At 40.4% G+C, this 19701-nt stretch carries 20 protein-coding genes; 17 read left to right on the top strand and 3 right to left on the bottom strand.

Annotation, left to right across the window (positions count from 1 at the left end; genetic code table 11):
- The first annotated feature begins 325 nt into the window (after positions 1-325).
- Both AUF14_RS20845 and AUF14_RS20840 read left to right on the top strand, forming a co-directional pair.
- Positions 326-862, top strand: coding sequence for a GNAT family N-acetyltransferase (locus AUF14_RS20845; RefSeq protein WP_065422889.1), 537 nt, complete (start codon positions 326-328; stop codon positions 860-862).
- A complete protein-coding gene (locus AUF14_RS20840; protein ID WP_102866633.1) occupies positions 859-2664 on the top strand; it encodes a hypothetical protein in 1806 nt (601 codons plus the stop codon). Before AUF14_RS20845 ends, AUF14_RS20840 begins: the two co-directional genes overlap by 4 nt.
- Positions 2665-3010: 346 nt before the next feature.
- Here the strand turns inward: AUF14_RS20840 and AUF14_RS20835 are convergent, their stop codons facing one another.
- Positions 3011-4093 carry an iron-containing alcohol dehydrogenase family protein gene (locus AUF14_RS20835; protein ID WP_070503371.1) on the bottom strand — a complete coding sequence of 361 codons (1083 nt, stop codon included), beginning with the start codon at positions 4091-4093 and terminating at the stop codon, positions 3011-3013.
- A 140-nt stretch (positions 4094-4233) separates the two neighbouring features.
- On the opposite strand from AUF14_RS20835, the gene AUF14_RS20830 reads away from it, so the two are divergent.
- The 10 genes from AUF14_RS20830 to AUF14_RS20785 all read left to right on the top strand — a co-directional run bounded on the left by AUF14_RS20830 (position 4234) and on the right by AUF14_RS20785 (position 13075).
- The gene (locus AUF14_RS20830; RefSeq protein ID WP_016178272.1) at positions 4234-5685 is read left to right on the top strand and encodes an ABC transporter substrate-binding protein/permease; all 1452 of its coding nucleotides are present in this window, start codon (positions 4234-4236) and stop codon (positions 5683-5685) included.
- Positions 5678-6400 (top strand): amino acid ABC transporter ATP-binding protein, encoded by a 723-nt coding sequence (locus AUF14_RS20825; RefSeq protein ID WP_016178273.1) that lies wholly within the window; start codon positions 5678-5680, stop codon positions 6398-6400. Before AUF14_RS20830 ends, AUF14_RS20825 begins: the two co-directional genes overlap by 8 nt.
- Positions 6401-6420: 20 nt before the next feature.
- A complete protein-coding gene (locus AUF14_RS20820; protein WP_070503369.1) occupies positions 6421-7572 on the top strand; it encodes a pyridoxal phosphate-dependent aminotransferase in 1152 nt (383 codons plus the stop codon).
- Between the two features lie 73 nt (positions 7573-7645).
- Positions 7646-8497 carry an AraC family transcriptional regulator gene (locus tag AUF14_RS20815; RefSeq protein ID WP_070503366.1) on the top strand — a complete coding sequence of 284 codons (852 nt, stop codon included), beginning with the start codon at positions 7646-7648 and terminating at the stop codon, positions 8495-8497.
- Between the two features lie 84 nt (positions 8498-8581).
- A complete protein-coding gene (locus AUF14_RS20810) occupies positions 8582-9148 on the top strand; it encodes an NUDIX hydrolase (protein ID WP_070503364.1) in 567 nt (188 codons plus the stop codon).
- 72 nt (positions 9149-9220) lie between these two features.
- Complete coding sequence (locus AUF14_RS20805) at positions 9221-10105, top strand: LysR family transcriptional regulator (RefSeq protein ID WP_070503362.1); 885 nt, start codon at positions 9221-9223, stop codon at positions 10103-10105.
- Between the two features lie 84 nt (positions 10106-10189).
- Positions 10190-11662 (top strand): UbiD family decarboxylase, encoded by a 1473-nt coding sequence (locus AUF14_RS20800; protein WP_102866632.1) that lies wholly within the window; start codon positions 10190-10192, stop codon positions 11660-11662.
- A gap of 9 nt (positions 11663-11671) precedes the next feature.
- Positions 11672-12241 carry a UbiX family flavin prenyltransferase gene (locus tag AUF14_RS20795; RefSeq protein ID WP_070503358.1) on the top strand — a complete coding sequence of 190 codons (570 nt, stop codon included), beginning with the start codon at positions 11672-11674 and terminating at the stop codon, positions 12239-12241.
- Positions 12234-12617, top strand: a complete 384-nt coding sequence (lpdD, locus tag AUF14_RS20790; RefSeq protein WP_102866631.1) for a prenylated flavin chaperone LpdD — start codon at positions 12234-12236, stop codon at positions 12615-12617. Before AUF14_RS20795 ends, lpdD begins: the two co-directional genes overlap by 8 nt.
- Before the next feature lie 248 nt (positions 12618-12865).
- On the top strand, positions 12866-13075 hold the full coding sequence (locus AUF14_RS20785; protein WP_016178281.1) for a hypothetical protein: 210 nt from the start codon (positions 12866-12868) through the stop codon (positions 13073-13075).
- Between the two features lie 2 nt (positions 13076-13077).
- On the opposite strand, the gene AUF14_RS23000 is transcribed toward AUF14_RS20785, so the two are convergent.
- Entirely contained in the window at positions 13078-13221 is a 144-nt protein-coding gene (locus AUF14_RS23000) for a hypothetical protein (protein ID WP_227656417.1), read from the bottom strand.
- 25 nt (positions 13222-13246) lie between these two features.
- Positions 13247-13741 (bottom strand): Crp/Fnr family transcriptional regulator, encoded by a 495-nt coding sequence (locus tag AUF14_RS20780; protein ID WP_227656416.1) that lies wholly within the window; start codon positions 13739-13741, stop codon positions 13247-13249.
- Positions 13742-13896: 155 nt separating this feature from the next.
- On the opposite strand from AUF14_RS20780, the gene AUF14_RS20775 reads away from it, so the two are divergent.
- The 5 genes from AUF14_RS20775 (at position 13897) to yjeM (ending at position 19661) form a co-directional block, all read left to right on the top strand.
- Positions 13897-14370 carry a GyrI-like domain-containing protein gene (locus AUF14_RS20775; RefSeq protein WP_102866630.1) on the top strand — a complete coding sequence of 158 codons (474 nt, stop codon included), beginning with the start codon at positions 13897-13899 and terminating at the stop codon, positions 14368-14370.
- Positions 14371-14470: 100 nt separating this feature from the next.
- Positions 14471-14959 (top strand): prolyl-tRNA synthetase associated domain-containing protein, encoded by a 489-nt coding sequence (locus AUF14_RS20770; RefSeq protein ID WP_049218291.1) that lies wholly within the window; start codon positions 14471-14473, stop codon positions 14957-14959.
- A 213-nt stretch (positions 14960-15172) separates the two neighbouring features.
- Positions 15173-15931: an ABC transporter ATP-binding protein gene (locus tag AUF14_RS20765; protein WP_102866629.1), complete on the top strand. Its 759-nt coding sequence runs from the start codon at positions 15173-15175 to the stop codon at positions 15929-15931.
- Positions 15924-17522, top strand: coding sequence for an ABC transporter (locus tag AUF14_RS20760; protein WP_102866628.1), 1599 nt, complete (start codon positions 15924-15926; stop codon positions 17520-17522). Before AUF14_RS20765 ends, AUF14_RS20760 begins: the two co-directional genes overlap by 8 nt.
- Positions 17523-18173: 651 nt before the next feature.
- The gene (gene yjeM, locus AUF14_RS20755) at positions 18174-19661 is read left to right on the top strand and encodes a glutamate/gamma-aminobutyrate family transporter YjeM (protein ID WP_016178287.1); all 1488 of its coding nucleotides are present in this window, start codon (positions 18174-18176) and stop codon (positions 19659-19661) included.
- Positions 19662-19701 lie beyond the last annotated feature (40 nt).

Raw genomic sequence — 19701 nt, 5'->3', positions numbered from 1 at the left:
TCCACTCAACTGAAAAGCGTCACTACCTTGTACGAGATACGGAGTAAAGTAAGGACTTTCAACATCTAACTCATACGCAATCCACTTATCAGAGAGAGGAGCCAGTCTCTCGAGTGCGGGTTCAATGACCCAAGGGGGGAACGGCTTAGCCTCTCAATCCAATAAATATATTATCTCAAAAGAAATGAGTTAATACCAAATTAAAATAACGATGGTTCATAGGGTTATCCAATCAAAACCGGAAGGTTAAAACCCTAACTCTAATATACAAGGGTGTTTTTTTATTTATCAGAGTGATAGAATTGAACCAGCGAGGAGGTCTAGGATGATTGAAATTCGAGTAGCAACACCAGCAGACGCAACAGCAGTAGCAGCAATTTATGCGCCCTACGTGAAGGAAACAACGATCACATTTGATTATGCTGTCCCCAGTGAGGAAGATTTTGCCCAGCGAATAGCGGAAACGGTGACTACATATCCGTACTTTGTAGCCGAAGACAACGGCGTAATCTTAGGCTACGCTTATGCCCATGCGTATAAAGAACGCGCTGCCTATGATTGGGCAGTAGAGGTAAGTGTCTATGTTGATCGGCAAAAACGCGGTAACGGAGCGGGAAAGCTTTTGTACCGCTCATTAGAACAAACCTTGAAAAAGCAGAATGTCGCGATTTTAACAGCGTGTATTACTGGCGGCAATCAAGCCAGTATCGATTTTCATAAGAAGCTTGGCTACCAGCAAGTGGCTAATTTCCCTAAAATCGGGTATAAATTTGATCAATGGCTGGATGTCATTTGGCTGCAAAAATTTTTAACGGAGGTAAAAGGGGAAATGCCGCCTTTTATCCCTTTCTCTAAATTATGAGCAGAAAGAACCAATTCACACTGAATACACTAGCAAAAGGAAGACTATTTGCCTTTCTCATTATTGTTGCTATAATCGTGCGTGTTGTGTTAGCCGTGGAAATGCCAGTCAAAATTTATATGCAGGCAGGGTATGACGATGCACTTTCTATCAATCAAGCATTAACTATTTTAGCGGGAAAATGGTTAGGCCCTTATGGCACGGGGACTTTGACTAAGGGATTATCTTTTACTTTCTTCCTTATTGTGAATCATTTTTCAAAATTGTCTTATCCGCTGTTTTTGTGTTTAGTGAATATGGCAGCGTCCTTTGCGATTGTGAAGGCATTGGCGCCGTTGATCAAGAATCGATACTTAAGCGGACTGGGCTTTCTATTTTTCAGCTATTCACCGGCTACATTTACCTCAGATTTTTCATTAAGGGTTTATCGAAATAGTTTGGTTTTTGCGGTTGTGTTATTCGTATTAGCCGGAATACTTGGTCATTTCTTACGAAGAAAAGAAGCACTCAGAAAACGTCTCCCATGGGCCGTCATACTGATGGCGGCTTTTCCTTTCTTTTGGTTTTTGCGTGAGGATTCTATTTGGCTAGTGCCCTTATATGCTGTCGCGACCGTTTGTACGTTATTTGGAATTATTGTAAAGCATTCCTCGCTTGGCTCATCATTCAAAGAGGGCTTTAGAAATTTTTGGATGCTGCTTAAAGAAACGAGTAAAACGAGATTAATTGGAAATATCCTACTTTTACTAGCACCTGTGCTGTTAACCGCAGGCGAATCTTTGGTCATTTCAAAAATCAATTATGAGCATTATGGAATCTTTACCACCAATGATCGGACAAAGACCTCATTTGCCAGAATGACAGAAAATCTGATTCAAATTGACAATAGCAGCTTTGATTCTGAAGTGGTTGCTGAAGACAGCGGAATTTGGGTGTCAAAAAAGACGTTTGATAAGGCACAAAAAGTGTCCCCAACATTTGCCAAATACAAAAAGGGAATCAATTGGATCTATAGTGAATCAATTTGGCCGGATTCTTGGCCAGTAAAAAATGGTGAGCTGCCTGGTGATATGTTTGTTTGGGGCTTACGTGAAATGTTTCAGAGAGAAGGTCTCTACAAGGACGGCAAAGCAAATGAAAAAGTCTTTAAAAAAATCTCCCAGGAGCTGGAAGAGGGTTTTGAGTCAGGCAAGTTGAATAGGAAAAATATGTTCTTTGTCTCGAAACAAAGCAATGGGAAAAAGCTTGAAGATATGCGAAAGGTATGTAACTATATTGGGGCAGGTGTTATTGAAACCACATTTTATCGAAGCTATCAAACGAGCTATGGCGGATCAATCTTTGTAGAAAATCAACCAGCTGAAGTTGTTCTAGACTTAATCAATGTCAAATCTGTTTCTACTTTAAAAGAGGGAATGGAGGCAGAGGAGCGGCGAACAAAACCGTTTGTATTTGTGATAAACGGGATTATCTGGATTTATCGGATTATTTCACCAATACTATTGCTTGCGAGCTTAGGCGCTATCTTGTTGTTCACAATTGCTTACTTTAAAAAGAAAAGAAATCGGCCGGTTTTAGCGGATTATTTGATTATTTTCCTTGGTGTATTGTTGACCTATACCGTGTATCTATTTGGCGTTTCATGGTTTGCGACCTGGGCACCCGGCGGAAGAGGCTTATTTATGTTTTTCTACACAGGTGCAGGGGTACCGCTGATGCAAGTAATTGAACTACTAAGCGTAACGTTGATTTTCAGAAACGCAAAAGGAAAATTGTTCGAAAATAAAGTCGAATCGGATTAGGTTTCGTTAATGATATTCTAATGAAATTCATTATGAATTGTTACGCGCCTATACCAATGGTTTGCTATCCTTGCATTGTAAAAATAAGGAGGCCCCTAATAGCGCAATGAAACGAGAGAAGAACACTTCGAAAAACGAAGTAAAAACCACCGACTTTCTACTAGAGATGTTGGCGTTGTTCATCCTGATTTCCTTAACTATTTATGCTATACGAACGGGAAAGATATTTTAATAAGGATATTTCGGCAAGTATTGATAAAAGACATTCTAAACGACCAGATGAGTCGTTTAGAATGTCTTTTTTGTCTATGCTTTGATCGATGTTTTAACTTGCAGTAGATTTTATTTAGCTGCTGGTTAACGTCTCTAATTCTTTCATTTTGCGAATAATTCGTTCTGGTGTGATTGTTTCTTTCATTAGATGAATCATTTCGCCAGGAGTGCTGGCCCGTTCAGCTACAGCTTGATAGTCCTTCTCGGTTAATTGTAGATGCATATCGGTTAAGCTTGTCGGAAGAGCTAATTGACGATAAAAAGGAAGCAAACGTTCAATCTCCGTTAGATTATTTTCAATCATCAGCTGTACTAGAATGCCATAGGCGACTTTGTTTCCGTGAAGCTGCTGATGACTGTCCGGTAGTACCGTCAGTGCATCATGAATCGAATGGGCACCAGCTGTTCGTCCATATTCATCACCAAAACCACCCACCATTCCAGCTAATAAAATATTGGCTTCAACTACATCGACAAAAGCTTGATTGAGTCGCTTCTGATCCATCGATGCTAATGCCTCCATGCTCTTTGTTAAAAGAATTTCACGACATTTCTGCGCCGCAAACTCAGCCACTTGGACTTCAACAGGTTTGATTGTTAATTGTGAAATAATCGCGTGGGATTCATACCATTTCGCTAACGTATCCCCAATACCGGCGATCATCAATTCACGGGGAGAGTGTAAGATAATCTCTGGATCAATCAATACTAGATCGCTGGCTTTAGGAAAAATATCGTAGCGCAGCATCACACCTTCTTCATTATAGACCACACTTAACGGGGTATAGGCAGCACAGGTTGCGGCTAGGGTTGGCAAAATAATAATCGGCAGATTCACCTTATATGCCACGAATTTGCCTAGATCGGCGACCTTTCCACCACCAACAGCGATAATCCCGTCAAATTGTTCCTTTTTGCATAAAGACGCAAAATCCTCAGCAGCTGAATCAGTACATTGTCCGCCATAATATTGGAAAGTTTTTGTTATTGATAAATCTGGGAAATAGTCTTTTACAGCCTGCCAGGATACTTTGCCGTGGAGAATCAAGACATTCTCAATGTTTCTTCTATTGAGATGAGATTCAAGTGAATCCCAAGCATTTTCTTTCAGTTCATATTCTTGCGGGGCGCCTCGCACGATCAATTGTTTTGTCATAGAAAAACTTCTTTCATCATTTTTTTAGATTAATCTTTTTTTATTATAATAGTTATGGTAGTATGAGAGCAAGTTATTTTTGAATATTTATTCTCTTATTATTCATATACTTATATTATTATTCAAAAGGAGCGAAATGGATGAAAAAGAAAGTTGGAGCATTACTCACAGTGCTATTAATGCTGCTGAATTTATTACCGGCAAAAGCACAAGGAGCAGAGAAGGATGAAATCTATGAACGAATTCAACAAAGCGGGGAGTTAGTTGTTGGATTATCCGCAGATTATGCACCCTATGAGTTCCATGCGGATGTGGATGGCAAGGATAAAATTGTTGGTTTTGATGTCTCGATTGCTGAAAAAATCGCAAAGGATATGGGCGTCAAATTAAAAATTGAAGAGCTTGGTTTTGACGCACTATTAGGAGCATTGAAAACCGGCAAGATTGATTTAGTTATTTCTGGTATGTCTATTACTGAGGAACGCCTAAAAGAAGTAGATTTTTCTGATCCGTACTTTGTCGTACAACAAAAAGTACTGGTTCGTAAAGATGACAAGAATAAATTTAAAACGACTGCTGATTTTGATGGTTTAGCAGTTGGTGCACAAAAACAAACGACGCAAGAAGATCTAGTGAAAAATGAAATGACTGGTGCCGAACCGACTTCACTTCAGAAGGTTCCTGACTTGATCAATAATTTATTGAATAAAAAAGTCGAAGCGGTAGTGCTGGAGCAGCCTGTCGCGGAGGCTTATGTCCAGCAAAGCGACAATGTAGCTTTAGCTCCTGTCAAGTTTGAACAGGGTGAAAAGGTCACTGCCATTGCGATGTCGAAAAATACACCAGAATTGAAAAAGCATGTCAACGAATCCATCAAAACAATCAATGACAAGGATCTGTTGAAGGGCTATCAAAAGGAAGCCAATGAATTGATGTTCCAAGATGAGCAATCCTTCCTGCAAAAGTATGGCCCTTATTATCTAAATGGCGCCAAATATACGATCTTATTAGCTTTTGTAGGTGTCTTGTTCGGTTTGATTTTTGGTAGCTTGCTGGCGTTGATGAAGCTAAGCAAGAGCAAGCTTTTAAAGGCTCTTGCAGTGGTTTACATCGAGTACGTCCGCGGCACCCCGCTATTGGTTCAAATTTTTATCGTGTACTTCGGTACTGGTGTTTTAGGCTTAGATTTGTCGAAATTACTAGCTGGTTGTATCGCTGTATCTTTGAATAGCGCGGCTTATGTTGCTGAGATTGTCCGAGCTGGGATCAATGCGGTCAATAAAGGACAGATGGAGGCAGCACGTTCTTTAGGAATGAATCAAAAAGAAGCGATGCGCTTCATCATCTTCCCGCAGGCGATCAAGAATATTTTGCCAGCATTGGGAAATGAGTTCGTTACGATCATCAAGGAATCCTCTGTCGTTTCCGTTATCGGAGTGTCGGAGCTGATCTTCCAAACAGGTGTAGTACAAGGTGCCAGCTTCAAGCCATTCCTGCCATATGTGCTGGTTTCGCTGATTTATTTTGTATTGACCTTCTGCACTTCTCGTCTATTAGGTTTTGCTGAAAGGAGAATGGGTCTGAATGATTAATGTAAAGCAACTGTCAAAAAGCTTTGGCGATAACGAGGTATTAAAGTCGATTGATCTGACGGTCAAAGAAGGCGAAGTGGTGGTCATCATCGGGCCTTCAGGAAGCGGGAAGAGTACGATCCTGCGTTGTTTGAACTTGCTGGAGGAGCCGACTTCTGGTGAGATCTTTTTTGAGGGGCAAAATATCACGGCTCCCGACAGCAATATTGATCAGATTCGTCAGAAAATGGGGATGGTGTTCCAAAGCTTTAATCTCTTTCCCCATATGAGTGTGTTAGAAAATTTAACGATTACACCAGTAAAAATAAAAAAAGAAGACCCTGAAAAAGCCAAAGAACAAGCTTTAGCCTTGTTAGATCAAGTTGGTTTGAAGGAAAAGGCTACTAGTTATCCTGCTAGTTTATCTGGCGGGCAGCAGCAACGGGTGGCGATCGCTCGTGCATTGGCGATGAGTCCTGATGTGATGCTCTTTGATGAACCAACTTCAGCGCTTGATCCGGAAATGGTCGGCGAGGTGCTGTCAGTTATGCAGGATTTGGCTAAAAAAGGCATGACCATGGTAGTGGTAACTCACGAAATGGGCTTTGCCAAGGAAGTGGCGGATCGTGTGATCTTCATGGCAGACGGCATCATTCAAGAAGAGGGTACCCCTGAGGAGATCTTTGAGCGCCCGCAAAACAGTCGGACACAAGATTTCTTAAATAAAGTATTGTAAACAGAAGCGGAGGACACAGGATGGACAAAAGTAAACTCGCGCGACGCTTCCAGCAGCCGGCAGAAAATTTGCTGATGAAGATCGCCGTTTTAGCTAAAGAAAAGGAAAACATTATTGATTTGTCAATTGGCGATCCGGATTTGATTACTGATCCGGCAATTATCGAAGCAGCTTATGCTGACGTGAAAAAGGGGGCAACTAACTACACAGCACCAGATGGCAGCAAAGAATTTCTGATGACGGTCGTTGATTTTTATCAAAAAAAATACGGGATGCACGTTCAACTCAATCAAGTTCGGGCGACTGTTGGCGCATTGCATGCCATGTATTTAGTCATGCAGGTGCTCCTTGATCCTGGTGATGAAGTGATTATTCATGAACCCTATTTTTCACCTTATCGTGAACAGGTTGTATTATCAGGAGGTAAACCTGTTTTTGTTCCTACCTATGAAGAAAATGGCTTCCAGTTAGACGTTGAGGACTTAAAGGCGGCTATCACTGATCGGACCAAGGCGATTATTATTAATTCACCAAACAATCCAACGGGAGCGGTTTTTTCAGAGAATACCTTAAAACAAATCGCTGAAGTTGCGATTGAAAAGGAGCTCTTTATTATTTCAGATGAAATCTACGAGGATTTTGCTTTCAAAGAAAAATTCGTACCCATGGCTCGTCTGGCTCCAGAAAACACCATCACTATCAGCGGTGTATCGAAGGGCTTTGCGATGACGGGTTGGCGCTTAGGCTATATGATCGCACCAGCATACATCAATCAAATAGCTGGAATGATCAATGAGAGTATTACTTATTCTGCACCGACAGCTTCACAGCGCGGCGCGATCTACGCGTTGAATCATTATGAGGAACTCGTACCGCCAACCGTCGAAGTGTTCAAGGAACGTTTGGCTTATATTGAAAAAAGAGTTGCTGAAATTCCTTATTTATCCTTGCCTTCTGTTGCTGGAAGTATGTATGCTTTTATTAATATCAGTAAAAGCGGCCTAGATTCAGTGACGTTCGTTGAACAGGTCTTGGAAAAAAGCGGTGTGCTCTTCGTACCGGGAAGAGCCTTTGGAGAAACCGTTGGCGACAATTATATCCGATTGGCCGCAACTCAGCCGATGGAAGTTTTAGCCGAAGCCTTTGATCGCTTAGAAAAATTAAACTTTTAGCTCGCAAAAGCGGGCACGTTCTAAGAGGTATTCCTTTACTGGTCAGACTATAGTAGAAACAGGAGGAAGATGGATGGAATGGTTAGATCATTTCAATAATAGTATTGCTTATGTGGAGGAGAATTTAGCTGCTGAGATCAACTTGGACAGAGCAGCACAATTAGCTCAATGCTCCAGCTATCACTATCAGCGGATGTTTTCTTATATTGCTGGTGTAACGTTGGGAGAATACATTCGCCGCCGGAGGATGAGTCTGGCAGGAGTAGATTTGCAGCGAGGTGAAAAAGTCATTGATGTTGCTGCGAAATATGGCTACGATTCTCCAACTTCCTTTAATCGTGTGTTTAAAGGCGTGCACGGAATCACACCTAAGGAAGCCAAGCAATCAGGCGTAAAATTGACTAGCTATCCAATGTTGACCTTCAAATTGACCGTAAAGGGTGTGCAAGCGATGGAATATCAATTAATCGACAAAGAAGCATTTCATGTGATAGGGTTTGGTTTGAAAATCGAGCAGGACATGGAGGTAGCGCAAAAGCGTATTCCGGAATTTTGGAATGAAGTCAGTGCTAGCGGAGATCTGCAAAAGCTGCTACCGCTGATGGATCAAGAAACACCAGGCGTTTTAGGTGTAAGCTTGATGACCTCGGAGGTTCAGGACGCTTGGGAATATGTGATTGGCGTTGTCAGTGAAGAAGCGACCGAGAAATTCGCGCAATATGAAATTTCGGCTGCAAAATGGGCGGTTTTCTCAGGAACTGGACCAATGCCAGGAGCGATTCAAGAGTTGCAGCAGCAAGTATTTCAAGAATGGCTGCCAACTTCTGGGTTCGAATACGATGAGTTGCCGGATATTGAATTGTATTTGGATGCCAATCCAGAAAATGCGCAATTTCAGGTTTGGCTGCCGGTTCGACCAAAATAGAATGTAATAAAGGGCTGTGGCTAATTGTAGTCACAGCTTTTTACTTGTTATAATTAGTTGAATGACTATGGAAGGAAGAGGAAAATGAAAGAAATCATTGAGACAATCAAAGCATATGAACCATATACAGAGGAAGAAGCAGCGGACAAAAAGCTGTTTATGGAAAAACTGCAATTTCAAGAGCAGTTGCTGACGCGGGAAAATCCAGACTATCATTTTTCCTCTTCAGCTTGGGTAGTTAATCCGACTTATGACAAAGTATTGATGGTCTATCATAATATTTACCAATCTTATTCTTGGACAGGCGGACATGCGGATGGTTGCGCAGATCTGTTGTTGGTAGCTCAAAAGGAATTAGAAGAGGAGACTGGAATCAAGGAGTACCATTTACTGCACGATGGCTTGTTCGCCTTTAATATCTTACCAGTTCCGGCGCATTATAAAAATGGTCAGTATATTAAGGAGCATAATCATATTAATACGACCTATCTATTTATGGCGCAGGAGGATCAAACCTTCAAAAGCAAAGAAGATGAAAACAGTGATGTGAAATGGATCGCTGTTACAGATATTGACCAGAAAGTTACTGAAGAGGCGATGAAGGTTTATTATCATCAGATGATGGCAAAGGCTCTATCGCTCAAAAAATAATCCTTTTACCCAGCCATTTGGCATAGGTGATTGTCTGCGTTAAAATATTCCTGAATGGAATGGAGTGACGAAATGGATCAGCAAAAATTAACGCTCTTTTTTGATTTAACTGAGACCTTGAACTATACGGAAACAGCAGAGCGCAATTTTATGACACAGGGCAATGTCTCAAAAAAGATCAACGCATTGGAAAAGGAATTGGGAATCCAGCTTTTTGATCGCAGCAATCGCCAGATTAAGCTGACAGAAGACGGACAATTGATCTTGGAGGATGTCAAAAGAATCGTGACTGATTATCAGATTTTAGAAGCGAATTTAACTAAACATCGAGAGAAAAAGGAGCGAGTCTTAACGGTTCACACAATTCCGACGATGCCGAACTATTTGGGCTTTGATCTATTAACGAGCTTTTTGCGGCAGCATCCCGAGGTTCACTTGAACTTGCAGGAATCTGAAGCAATGGCGATGGATCGTATCCCGCTGGAAGAAAAGAATAGTGTGTATTTCTTTCGTTCATTAGATAAATTAAATGCTCAGAACTACATCACCACAGAAGAGGATCATTTTGTGGCGGTCTTACCGAAAGCACACCCTTTAGCAAAAAATTCGACAATCACTCTTTCTGATTTGCAGGCTGAAAACTTTTTGCTGCTGGGTCAAGCATCTAAAGCTTATTATTCGGTGATGGAGTTGTGTCACAGCGTCGGGTTTGAACCGCAAGTTACTTATCAGGGAACACGGATCGATTTAATTTTGAAAATGATCGAGCAAGGATTGGGCATCTCCTTAATCATGGAAAAATCATTAGGCAATTCGCTGTCAGATCAATTAGTTCTACGCGAAATCGCACCTACGCAGGAAAGTTACCTGTATTTTTACCTCTCAGAAGAAGCCGATGCTCCGGCACCTAAATTATTTTTAAGGTATTTGCAAGATAAATATTCCAATGTGGAATAATAAAACCGAAAAGCTGAATTGTATTGTGTCTTTGATGAGCCTAAACTTAGCTTATTGAATCAAACAATACAAGGAGGCTTTTTTATGTCGACACCTTATGATTTACGAAAGGTTTTAGCTGAATTACAGGAAATGCCAGGAGAGTATCACGAAACGAATGTAGAGGTCGATCCTCATGCAGAGCTTTCCGGGGTTTATCGTTATATCGGAGCGGGCGGCACGGTCAAACGCCCGACGCAAGAAGGACCAACCATGATGTTCAACAATGTCAAGGGGTTCCCAGATACCCGAGTGTTGATCGGCATTATCGCCAGCCGCGACCGTGTCGGTAAGATCCTGCATCACGATCCGAAACATCTAGGGCGTTTGTTGAAGGATTCTGTTCAAAATCCAGTTAAGCCAGTAAAAGTGACTAAAGCTGAAGCGCCGGCTCAAGAAGTTGTACATTTAGCCAGTGATGAAGGCTTTGACATTCGCAAAATTTTAGCAGCACCCACCAATACGGAATATGATGCTGGACCCTACATTACAATGGGCGTTGTTTTTGGCTCTGATCCGGATAAAAGTATGAGCGATGTCACGATTCATCGTATGGTGTTGGAGGATGAAGATACGATCGGGATGTATATCATGCCCGGCGGCCGCCACATCGGACATTTTCAAAAACAGTATGAAGCATTGAACAAACCGATGCCGATCACGATCAATATTGGGTTGGACCCGGCAATTTCCATCGGCACGACCTTCGAGCCGCCAACCACACCGCTGGGCTACAACGAATTGTGGATCGCCGGGGCTTTGCGTCAAGAGCCTGTTCAGTTAGTTGATGGCGTTGCAGTGGATGAAGTTGGGATCGCCCGTTCGGAATTTATTATCGAAGCAGAGATTTTACCTCACGAAAGGATCCAAGAGGATATCAATACGAATACTGGCAAGGCGATGCCGGAATTTCCTGGTTATAACGGCGATGCCAATCCAGCTGTCAATGTTGTAAAAGTCAAAGCGATCACGCATCGCAAAGATCGTCCGATCATGCAGACGACGATTGGACCATCCGAAGAACACGTATCAATGGCGGGGATTCCTACTGAAGCCAGCATTTTGGATTTAGTTGACAAGGCGATTCCCGGGAAAGTAACGAACGTCTATAATCCTCCAGCAGGCGGCGGAAAGCTAATGTCGATTTTACAGATCCATAAAGAAACAGAAGCTGATGAAGGAATCCAACGCCAAGCGGCGATATTGGCACTTTCCGCTTTTAAAGAATTAAAAACCGTCATTTTGGTTGATGGCGATGTCGATATTTTCGACATGAATGATGTGATGTGGACCTTGAATACCCGCTTCCAAGGTGACAAGGATATCATCGTGCTGCCGGGAATGCGTAATCATCCATTAGATCCGTCTGAACGGCCAGAGTATAATCCGGCATCGATTCGTTTCCGCGGGATGAGCAGTAAAACGATCTTGGACGGTACGGTGCCATTTGATTTGAAGAATGATTTTATTCGGGCGGAATTTAAAGAAGTTGCGGATTGGAAAAAATATTTGGAGTAGGTGAAGCAGATGAAAAAAAGAATCGTGATTGGAATTACCGGCGCATCTGGTATCATCTACGCGATTGATTTGATCAAACGTCTAAAAGCTGATCCAACGATCGAGACTCATGGGATCATTAGTGATTGGGCGAAGCAGAATTTGAAGCTGGAATCCGATGTTAGCTTGAAAGAATTAGAAGAGATGCTGGATTATCATTACAGCAATCGTGATTTAGGTGCTGCGGTCGCCAGTGGCTCCTTTTTAACGGATGGAATGGTGATCGTGCCAGCCAGTATGAAAACTGTCGCAGGTATTTCGATGGGGTTTGGCGATAATTTGATCTCGCGAGCTGCTGACGTGACGTTGAAGGAACAAAGAAAATTGGTCATAGTGCCGCGAGAAACACCGCTGAATGCGATCCATCTTGAAAACCTGACCAAATTAGCCCGATTAGGAGTTCAAATCATCCCGGCAATCCCAGCATTTTACAGCCAGCCAAAAACAATCGATGATCTCGTGGCCCATCAATCAATGAAGCTGATGGACGCTTTAGGCATTGAGAACCACGTCTCGAGGCGGTGGAAAGACAGTGAGTAAACTCTTTACTATCAAAAAAGCCGACTACGAAATCACACTTAAAGCCGAATGGATTGGGAATGATCTGCTGCTGTGTCTTTATGGCGGTGATACGCCGCATATCGGTACGGTAACGACTTTTTCAGGCGATACACAGATTCAGCGTTTTCCCAGTCATGATGGCCGATTTCACAAAGATGATGTTCTGACGAAGATATTATTGGGAAGGATTCAATCAATAATTCCGGGAAATTGTGTCATTACAGCAGGCGTACATGTGGATCATATCTCAAAAGAACAGATCGAAGCATCGTTTCCGATGACAGAAGAACTTGCGGACGAACTCGTTCTTTGGATCAGTGACCACGAGCTAACCAAAGAACCGTTATATAAATAAGCTCAAACTGCCTAGCTGTTGTTAGGCAGTTTTTTGCGTGGTCTGCTTTTCCCAGTTTATTAGGCTTGAGCTCTAATTATTGATTTTCCTGAATATAGTGAACAGACTCTTCAGCAGAATCGTATGCGTGATTTTTCTGGATTTAAAAAAAGATCTCCATCAAATTTAAAAAATCCTGCAAAATGTGACATATGTCCTAATTGGTTTCCGCCAAAAGCCATAAAATAAGGGTATAGGAGGTGCTGAAAATGATAATTCTTATACTATTGATCCTTATTGCTGCTGGGCTTATGGCTGTTAGAAAGCAACAAAAAGCCCGAGCAAAAGTAAACTATTGGGCACATATCAATGAACTTGAAGCACAACGAAAAGAACAAATCTTAGCGACTGCCATCAAAATGCAGCAACAAGAAAATACTGACTCTAAAGCTGATTGCAAATGGAAGCAGGCTAGTTAACACTACCTAGCCTGTATTCCTTCAGCCGAGCGAGCTTTCAATTGCGTCATATCAATAATCTGAAAGCCGCCATTTTCCTTTTTTAAAATGTTATCCTCAGCCAATTTTTTTAATAAACGCATTAAATGCCGATAACTGATTCCCACCGTCGCGGCAACATCTGTTAATCGATCAAAGAAAAAAATCCTTATAAGCCCCTTGAGCAATATAGGAGCATAGTCGCTGCTCGCCGCTAAATAAAACATTCGAAGTAAAGTTGTAGGAATCTCGGATCATATTCAACGCTAAATCCTCGGTCATTCTCGTCATGAAGGTCAGATTTTTAAAGAGATTGTCCTGTTTACTCTGAAAAGGGATCAGGATACATTCAAAAGGCGAGAGCGTCATGACGGAAGCGGTCGCATACTTCGTTCTAGTCATTAATTCCGCGTGTCCGATCAACCCTCTAGAAAGATAATGAGCTAAAATCAAGTCTTTGCCATTCGGAGCACTGACGCAAACTTTGGCTTTTCCTGAAACTACGATCATCAAATGCTTGTATTCCACACCTTGACTATATATTTCTTCTCCCGTATCAAAATGCCGAATTTCACAAATCGATTCATGCTCCAATAAACCATAATAATCGAGTATTTCGCGGTGCAGCTTTTCCACTTTTCCTACCATTTCCTCACCCTTTTTTTCTATAATGGTCTTCACTTAATATTTTACTATGAATCAAGTTTGAAAGGCGCTTTAAGATCTATTTTTAACTTTTCGCGATTTCATTTCTCGGATCTTTCAGTTAAACTAATTGAAAACGATTAAAGGATTGTCGTGATATGATCAAGTATAAGCTAAAAGAATTAGCGTCCTTTTCTGTTACTGGACTAGAACTGGAGCTGACAAATCAAAAAAGCAAGAATCTTGAACGCAGTCTATCATTTTGGCCGCGTTTTAATTATCAGCTTAAAAGCAATGGATTGAACCAACAAACTGGAAATTGGACTAAGTATGCGTTTATGGAACGGCGAGATGGGCAGCTTTATTATTATTGTGCGATCCCAAAAATGAAGGCGTATCCAACGAAATTCATTTTGAAGGATATTCCTGCGGGAAAATATTTGGTTGTGGAGCATCAAGGTGCGATGGACCAAATCTACGCTACATATGAAGAGATTTACCATAAGCTGATTCCCAAGCTTGGTTTGAACTTGGAACAAACGAACTTTTTACATTTTGAAAAATATGACGAAAGATTTCATTGGAATCGAAGCAGTTCTATTATTGAGCTTTGGATTCCATTAAAAGACTAAAGGGTCTAATTAAAGCTGTTTTTATAAATATTCATTTTTTATCTGTATTTGGATATGATATACTTTAACTATTCATAACTGATCGTTAGGAGGAAGCATTGTGAATAAAAATGAGATTTTGGATTATCTTAGCAAAAAGGATATTTGGTTTGAAGTGACGGAACATCAGGCTGTATACAACATGGAGGAACTTTCCGAGATTGCATTACCATATCCAGAGGCCGATGCAAAAAACCTTTTTGTCCGTGATGATAAAAAAAGAAATTTTTATCTAATTACTGTTAAGGGCGATAAAAGGGTCGATCTTAAAGAATTCAAAAAGGAAAACAACACGCGACGATTATCTTTTTCATCGGAGAATGATTTAATGGAAGTGATGGGATTAATTCCAGGCGCGGTGAGCCCTTTTGGAATTTTAAATGATTCAGAACACAAAGTACACTTCTTTATTGATGCCGATTTCTTTGAAGAACCAGGACTTATTGGTGTTCATCCGAACGATAATACAGCAACCGTATGGTTAAAAACAGAGGATTTAGTCGCGATTGTTAAAGAGCATGAAAATCAAGTAACGGTTGTTCACCTTTAGATTTCATATCCTTCATAGTAACGTGACTCAAATGAACTTGGGTGTTTTAAAATTAGCTTCTCAGATTTTTTTGCGTTAAATTACGTATAGATGTATCTATTTTTGAAAGATATTAGGTCGCAGCTTAAAGCACTCTTTTGAGTGTTTTTTTCTTTTCGTTTATTGTCATGGCGAAGCTTTTCTCGTATAGTGAATGAATAAGGGGGCGACAAAATGATTGAATTAAAAGGTGTAACAAAAATATATGATCAGAAAAAAGCGTTAGATAATTTAAGCTTAACGATTAAGGCCGGTGAGATTTTCGGCTTTTTAGGCCATAATGGGGCAGGAAAATCGACAACGATCAAAAGTTTAGTGAGTATTATTGAGCCTACGAGTGGTGAGATTTTGTTTGATGGAAAGAATTTGAAGACGGATCGATTAGCAATTAAGAAGAAGATCGCCTATGTACCGGATTCGCCAGATATGTTTTTACAATTAACAGCCAATGAGTATTGGGATTTAATCTCGGCGGCTTATGATCTGAAGGGGCAGGAGCATCGCCGACAAGAGCTGATCGATTTATTTGATTTAGTTGGTCACGAAGATGAAACATTGGAAAGCTTTTCTCACGGCATGCGGCAAAAAACGATCATTATTGGAGCCTTACTGCCAGATCCCGATATTTGGATCTTAGATGAACCGTTGCAGGGCTTAGACCCGCAGGCGGCATTTGATTTGAAGGAAATGATTAAACGCCATGCCGAAAAGGGCAACACAGTGATTTTTTCGACGCATGTCTTAGACACCGCACAGCAATTGTGCGACGAACTGGCAATTTTGAAAAAAGGTGAGCTGATCTATAACGGTTCCGTGGACAATTTATTGCAGGATTATCCAAATGAATCACTAGAAAGTGTCTACCTCAAAATGGCTGGACGCCAAGCTGATGGGGACTTGATTACTGAAATTGAGGAGCCTGCCCATGAATAGTCAAATCATCAAACGCTTGATTGCAGTCAACATGCTGTATGTCAATCCATCTTCCACCAATCAAATTCGAAAAAAAGGGCATAAGGGCAAGAAAGTCATTCGTAGTATCGTTCAACAGTATTTAATGTCTGGAGTAATCTTTCTGTTGATTTATGGAGCAACTATGGTGATGATTGATTTTTCAAAATTGCCTGGCTTTTTTACTTATTATATGATGCTGTTTGCTTTGATTGGTTTCTCCCAATCACTTTCAGCGATTTTTAATGTCTTTTTTGAAAGTAAAGATTTGCAGGATTATTTGCCTTTGCCAATCAAGCAAGGGGAGGTCTTTGTCGCCAAGTTTTTGGCAGTTGGGATGACAATTGTACCGTTTCTATTGCCGTTGTTAATTTTATTTTTCCTAACGTCCTATAAAAGCGGCTATTCCATCGTAATCGCGGTAGTGGGAGCTATTCTGCTATTCATTATTTTCTTTACATTATTATTTAGTCTATGTAGCTTAATTGTTTTTGGAATGACAAAAACCAAGCTGTTTCGGCGACATAAAAAGCTATTTACCAGCTTAATGCTGGGCTTTTCCATGATTGTTTCTGTTGGCGGGGTTTTAGCAATCAATTTCACCCAAAATTCTGTCGATCATTCCAGCACGGGTATAGCCGATAGACATGCGTTTTCGGTTTTTCTACCGTTCTACCGGGTTATGCACGAGCTGTTTTCGGTAACTGGGCTTATTACTTTGCTTGTATTGTTGGCTGTGACGGGATTACTTTTGCTGGCATTGAAATTTTTCGTAATTCCTAGCTTATACGAACAATTCAGCGATGAAGCTTCCCATACTGCGGCAACAAAACGCAAAAGAAAAACCGATCAATCATTGAAGCAACTGTTGGCAAGCTACAATCGTCAATTACTGAAAAATCCTAACTTGATTATGCAGGTCTTGACCTCATCATTAATTATGCCAATTGTGATGATTGGGACAATAGTAACTACGAGTCCGATCAATTTACAAACCTTAACGCCAAAGTTTATGGGAGTATTCTTTGTGGCGGGGATTGTTTTTGCGATGATTATGCTTAATCAAACCTCTTTTGTCAGTAATCTAATCTCATTGGATCGTGAGAATTTTTCTTTTATTCAATCTCTTCCGTTGTCGCTAGAGAAATATCTTCGTCAAAAATTCTGGGTTGGCTGTAAAATCCAGATGCTGATTGCTGGCGGAGTAGGTATATTGATAGCTGTTGTGTTGCGGTTTCCGATATTCTTATCACTGCCTTTTATAGCAGGGATATTATGGGGAACATATCTGTTATCACTTCACTTTTTTAGCCGAGATTATCGTTTGTTGAATGTGACATGGACCAATATCAGCCAACTTTTTATACGAGGGGTGGGGAACTATGGTCTGATGATTTGGATGTTTGGCTCGCTTTTTGTTGGTGCAATTCTGATCGTTTTATATGTAGTCGCTGTCATGATGAACGTTAATCCTGTGTTGCTAAATGGCGGTGTCATGATTTGGTTGGCGATCCTGTCCGTGGCATGGCTATTAATCAACCGAAATAATTTTTGGAAGAAGTTAAATGACTGATTATAAAGGTAAAGAAAGGACCTTAACGCAAGGTTCTTTTTTTATGGATAAAAGTTTACATAAATAAATTATCGAAATAGAAATGCGGATTTAAAATTAAAGTATCTTTAGGTTTAGACGGATTAACGCTGAGTATAAAATGGTAGTTAGATAAAATAATTCAAATCTAATTATCATAAAAAGACGATGGAAATAATCGTTTCAAAATTAATCCTCATTTAAATAAGGATTCAGAAGAGAGTACACAAACCTTTAGCTGTATTTTTTTAATTTTAAATAAAAATTTACAGACTAATAGGTAGCGCTTTCTAATTTTTAAATATTGATATTAAGTTTGATATAACGTGCTTTAGCAGGAAAAGTAAAATACAATAAAAAAACAAGTTGAAATCACTCATTTCAAATGTTCTTAATCTAGTTATTTTATCATTTAATTTGTTGCGTAGATTTTCAGCTTTCCTAATTGTTTTGATGCAATTTGTCAGAATATTCAATGACTTTCTCCATTCTTGCACTCTGTCTTTTTTCATTGTAAAGTATCATTTAGGGATTTCTTATATTTACAGTGTTCTTGTTCAATTAATAACTAATTTCAAGATCGAAGCACAAACGTAATAAAGACCCTAGAAAAATTGAATAGGAGTGGTTTCAATGGCCAAATCAGAGAAAGGCATGACATTGGTTGCGTTAGTCATGATGATCTTTACCTCGGTATTTGGGTTTGCTAACGGACCAGTAGCCTTTTACTTAATGGGCTATGGATCAATCGTCTTTTACGTTATCGCAGCAATTCTATTTTTTATTCCATTTGCATTGATGATGGCGGAATTCGGTTCAACGATCAAAGGCGAAAATAGTGGGATGTACAAATGGCTGGAGGTCAGCGTAGGACCACGTTTTGCATTTATCGGAACGTTTATGTGGTTTGCTTCTTACGTTGTCTGGATGGTTTCTACATCATCTAAAGTTTGGATTCCTTTTACCACAGCATTTGCTGGGAGTGACCAAACGCAAAAATTACATATGTTGGGTATGAACTCGACTCAAGTAGTTGGTTTGCTGGCATGTGTTTGGATGATCATCGTAACATTGGTCTCAATTAAAGGGGTCAAGGGAATCGTTAAAATCACTAGCTTAGGTGGGATTGCGGTAACAAGTTTAAACGTTGTTTTAATCGTAATTTCTGGTATTATTTTGGTATTAAATGGGGGGCATTTAGCGCAACCATTTAACCACATTTTACATTCACCAAATCCTAGCTATCAAAGCCCAATCGGCTTGTTAGGATTCGCGGTATTCGCAATCTTTGCTTATGGTGGTTTGGAAGCTGTTGGGGGCATGGTTGATAAAACTAAGAACCCTGAAAAAACTTTCCCTAAAGGTGTCGTACTTTCTGCATTGATCATCTCTGTTGGTTATGCATTAGGGATCTTCTTATGGGGTGTAAGTACCAATTGGCAAGATGTTTTATCTGGTGATTCAACCAACTTAGGAAATATTTCTTATGTAATGATGAACAACTTAGGTTACGTTTTAGGTGATGCGATGGGTCTAGGACACGGCGCTGCCATCAGTATGGGTAATTGGTTTGCTCGTTATACTGGTCTAGGTATGTTCTTAGCATATAGCGGTGCGTTCTTTACATTGACGTATTCACCATTGAAGACGTTGATTATGGGAACACCGAAAAAATTATGGCCTAAGAAATTTACTGAATTGAATGAAAATGGAATGCCAAGCTTTGCTATGTGGGTTCAATGTGCGATCGTTGTTGCGATTATTTTGATCGCTTCATTCGCTACACCAGATCCATCAGCATTCTACAATATTTTGACATTGATGGCGAACGTTTCAATGACATTGCCTTACTTGTTCTTGATTTATGCGTTCCCTAAATTCAAGCAAAAACAAGGTTTGGATCGTCCGTTTGAAGTGTACAAGTCTAAGAGCATGACAATGATCATCAGTGTTGTCGTCTTCTTATTAGTATTGGGTGCGAATGTCTTCACGATTTTCCAACCAATCATCGAAGGTGCTGGCGCTCGCGATACATTATGGATGATCGCAGGTCCAGTTGGATTTACTGTAGTTGGTATTATCCTTTACCAAAACTATGTACGCCGTTCAAAAGCTGAATAAAATAAAAATCTCCTAGCGTAAAATGATACGCTAGGAGATT

Origin of the sequence: Enterococcus avium (assembly GCF_002891025.1) — a bacterium.
Classification (GTDB): domain Bacteria; phylum Bacillota; class Bacilli; order Lactobacillales; family Enterococcaceae; genus Enterococcus_A; species Enterococcus_A avium.
Note: the sequence above shows the minus strand (reverse complement) of the source record. Positions and strands in the feature narration are given on the sequence as shown.

Excerpts from the sequence above, each read along its gene's own strand:
- AUF14_RS20815 (WP_070503366.1), top strand. The coding sequence starts at position 7,646 with ATGGAATGGTTAGATCATTTCAATAATAGTATTGCTTATGTGGAGGAG.
- AUF14_RS20785 (WP_016178281.1), top strand. The coding sequence starts at position 12,866 with ATGATAATTCTTATACTATTGATCCTTATTGCTGCTGGGCTTATGGCT.
- AUF14_RS20830 (WP_016178272.1), top strand. The coding sequence starts at position 4,234 with ATGAAAAAGAAAGTTGGAGCATTACTCACAGTGCTATTAATGCTGCTG.
- AUF14_RS20760 (WP_102866628.1), top strand. The coding sequence starts at position 15,924 with ATGAATAGTCAAATCATCAAACGCTTGATTGCAGTCAACATGCTGTAT.
- AUF14_RS20810 (WP_070503364.1), top strand. The coding sequence starts at position 8,582 with ATGAAAGAAATCATTGAGACAATCAAAGCATATGAACCATATACAGAG.
- AUF14_RS20800 (WP_102866632.1), top strand. The coding sequence starts at position 10,190 with ATGTCGACACCTTATGATTTACGAAAGGTTTTAGCTGAATTACAGGAA.
- AUF14_RS20820 (WP_070503369.1), top strand. The coding sequence starts at position 6,421 with ATGGACAAAAGTAAACTCGCGCGACGCTTCCAGCAGCCGGCAGAAAAT.
- AUF14_RS20795 (WP_070503358.1), top strand. The coding sequence starts at position 11,672 with ATGAAAAAAAGAATCGTGATTGGAATTACCGGCGCATCTGGTATCATC.
- AUF14_RS20840 (WP_102866633.1), top strand. The coding sequence starts at position 859 with ATGAGCAGAAAGAACCAATTCACACTGAATACACTAGCAAAAGGAAGA.
- AUF14_RS20845 (WP_065422889.1), top strand. The coding sequence starts at position 326 with ATGATTGAAATTCGAGTAGCAACACCAGCAGACGCAACAGCAGTAGCA.
- AUF14_RS20765 (WP_102866629.1), top strand. The coding sequence starts at position 15,173 with ATGATTGAATTAAAAGGTGTAACAAAAATATATGATCAGAAAAAAGCG.
- AUF14_RS20780 (WP_227656416.1), bottom strand. The coding sequence starts at position 13,741 with ATGGTAGGAAAAGTGGAAAAGCTGCACCGCGAAATACTCGATTATTAT.
- AUF14_RS20835 (WP_070503371.1), bottom strand. The coding sequence starts at position 4,093 with ATGACAAAACAATTGATCGTGCGAGGCGCCCCGCAAGAATATGAACTG.
- AUF14_RS20775 (WP_102866630.1), top strand. The coding sequence starts at position 13,897 with ATGATCAAGTATAAGCTAAAAGAATTAGCGTCCTTTTCTGTTACTGGA.
- AUF14_RS20825 (WP_016178273.1), top strand. The coding sequence starts at position 5,678 with ATGATTAATGTAAAGCAACTGTCAAAAAGCTTTGGCGATAACGAGGTA.
- AUF14_RS20805 (WP_070503362.1), top strand. The coding sequence starts at position 9,221 with ATGGATCAGCAAAAATTAACGCTCTTTTTTGATTTAACTGAGACCTTG.
- yjeM (WP_016178287.1), top strand. The coding sequence starts at position 18,174 with ATGGCCAAATCAGAGAAAGGCATGACATTGGTTGCGTTAGTCATGATG.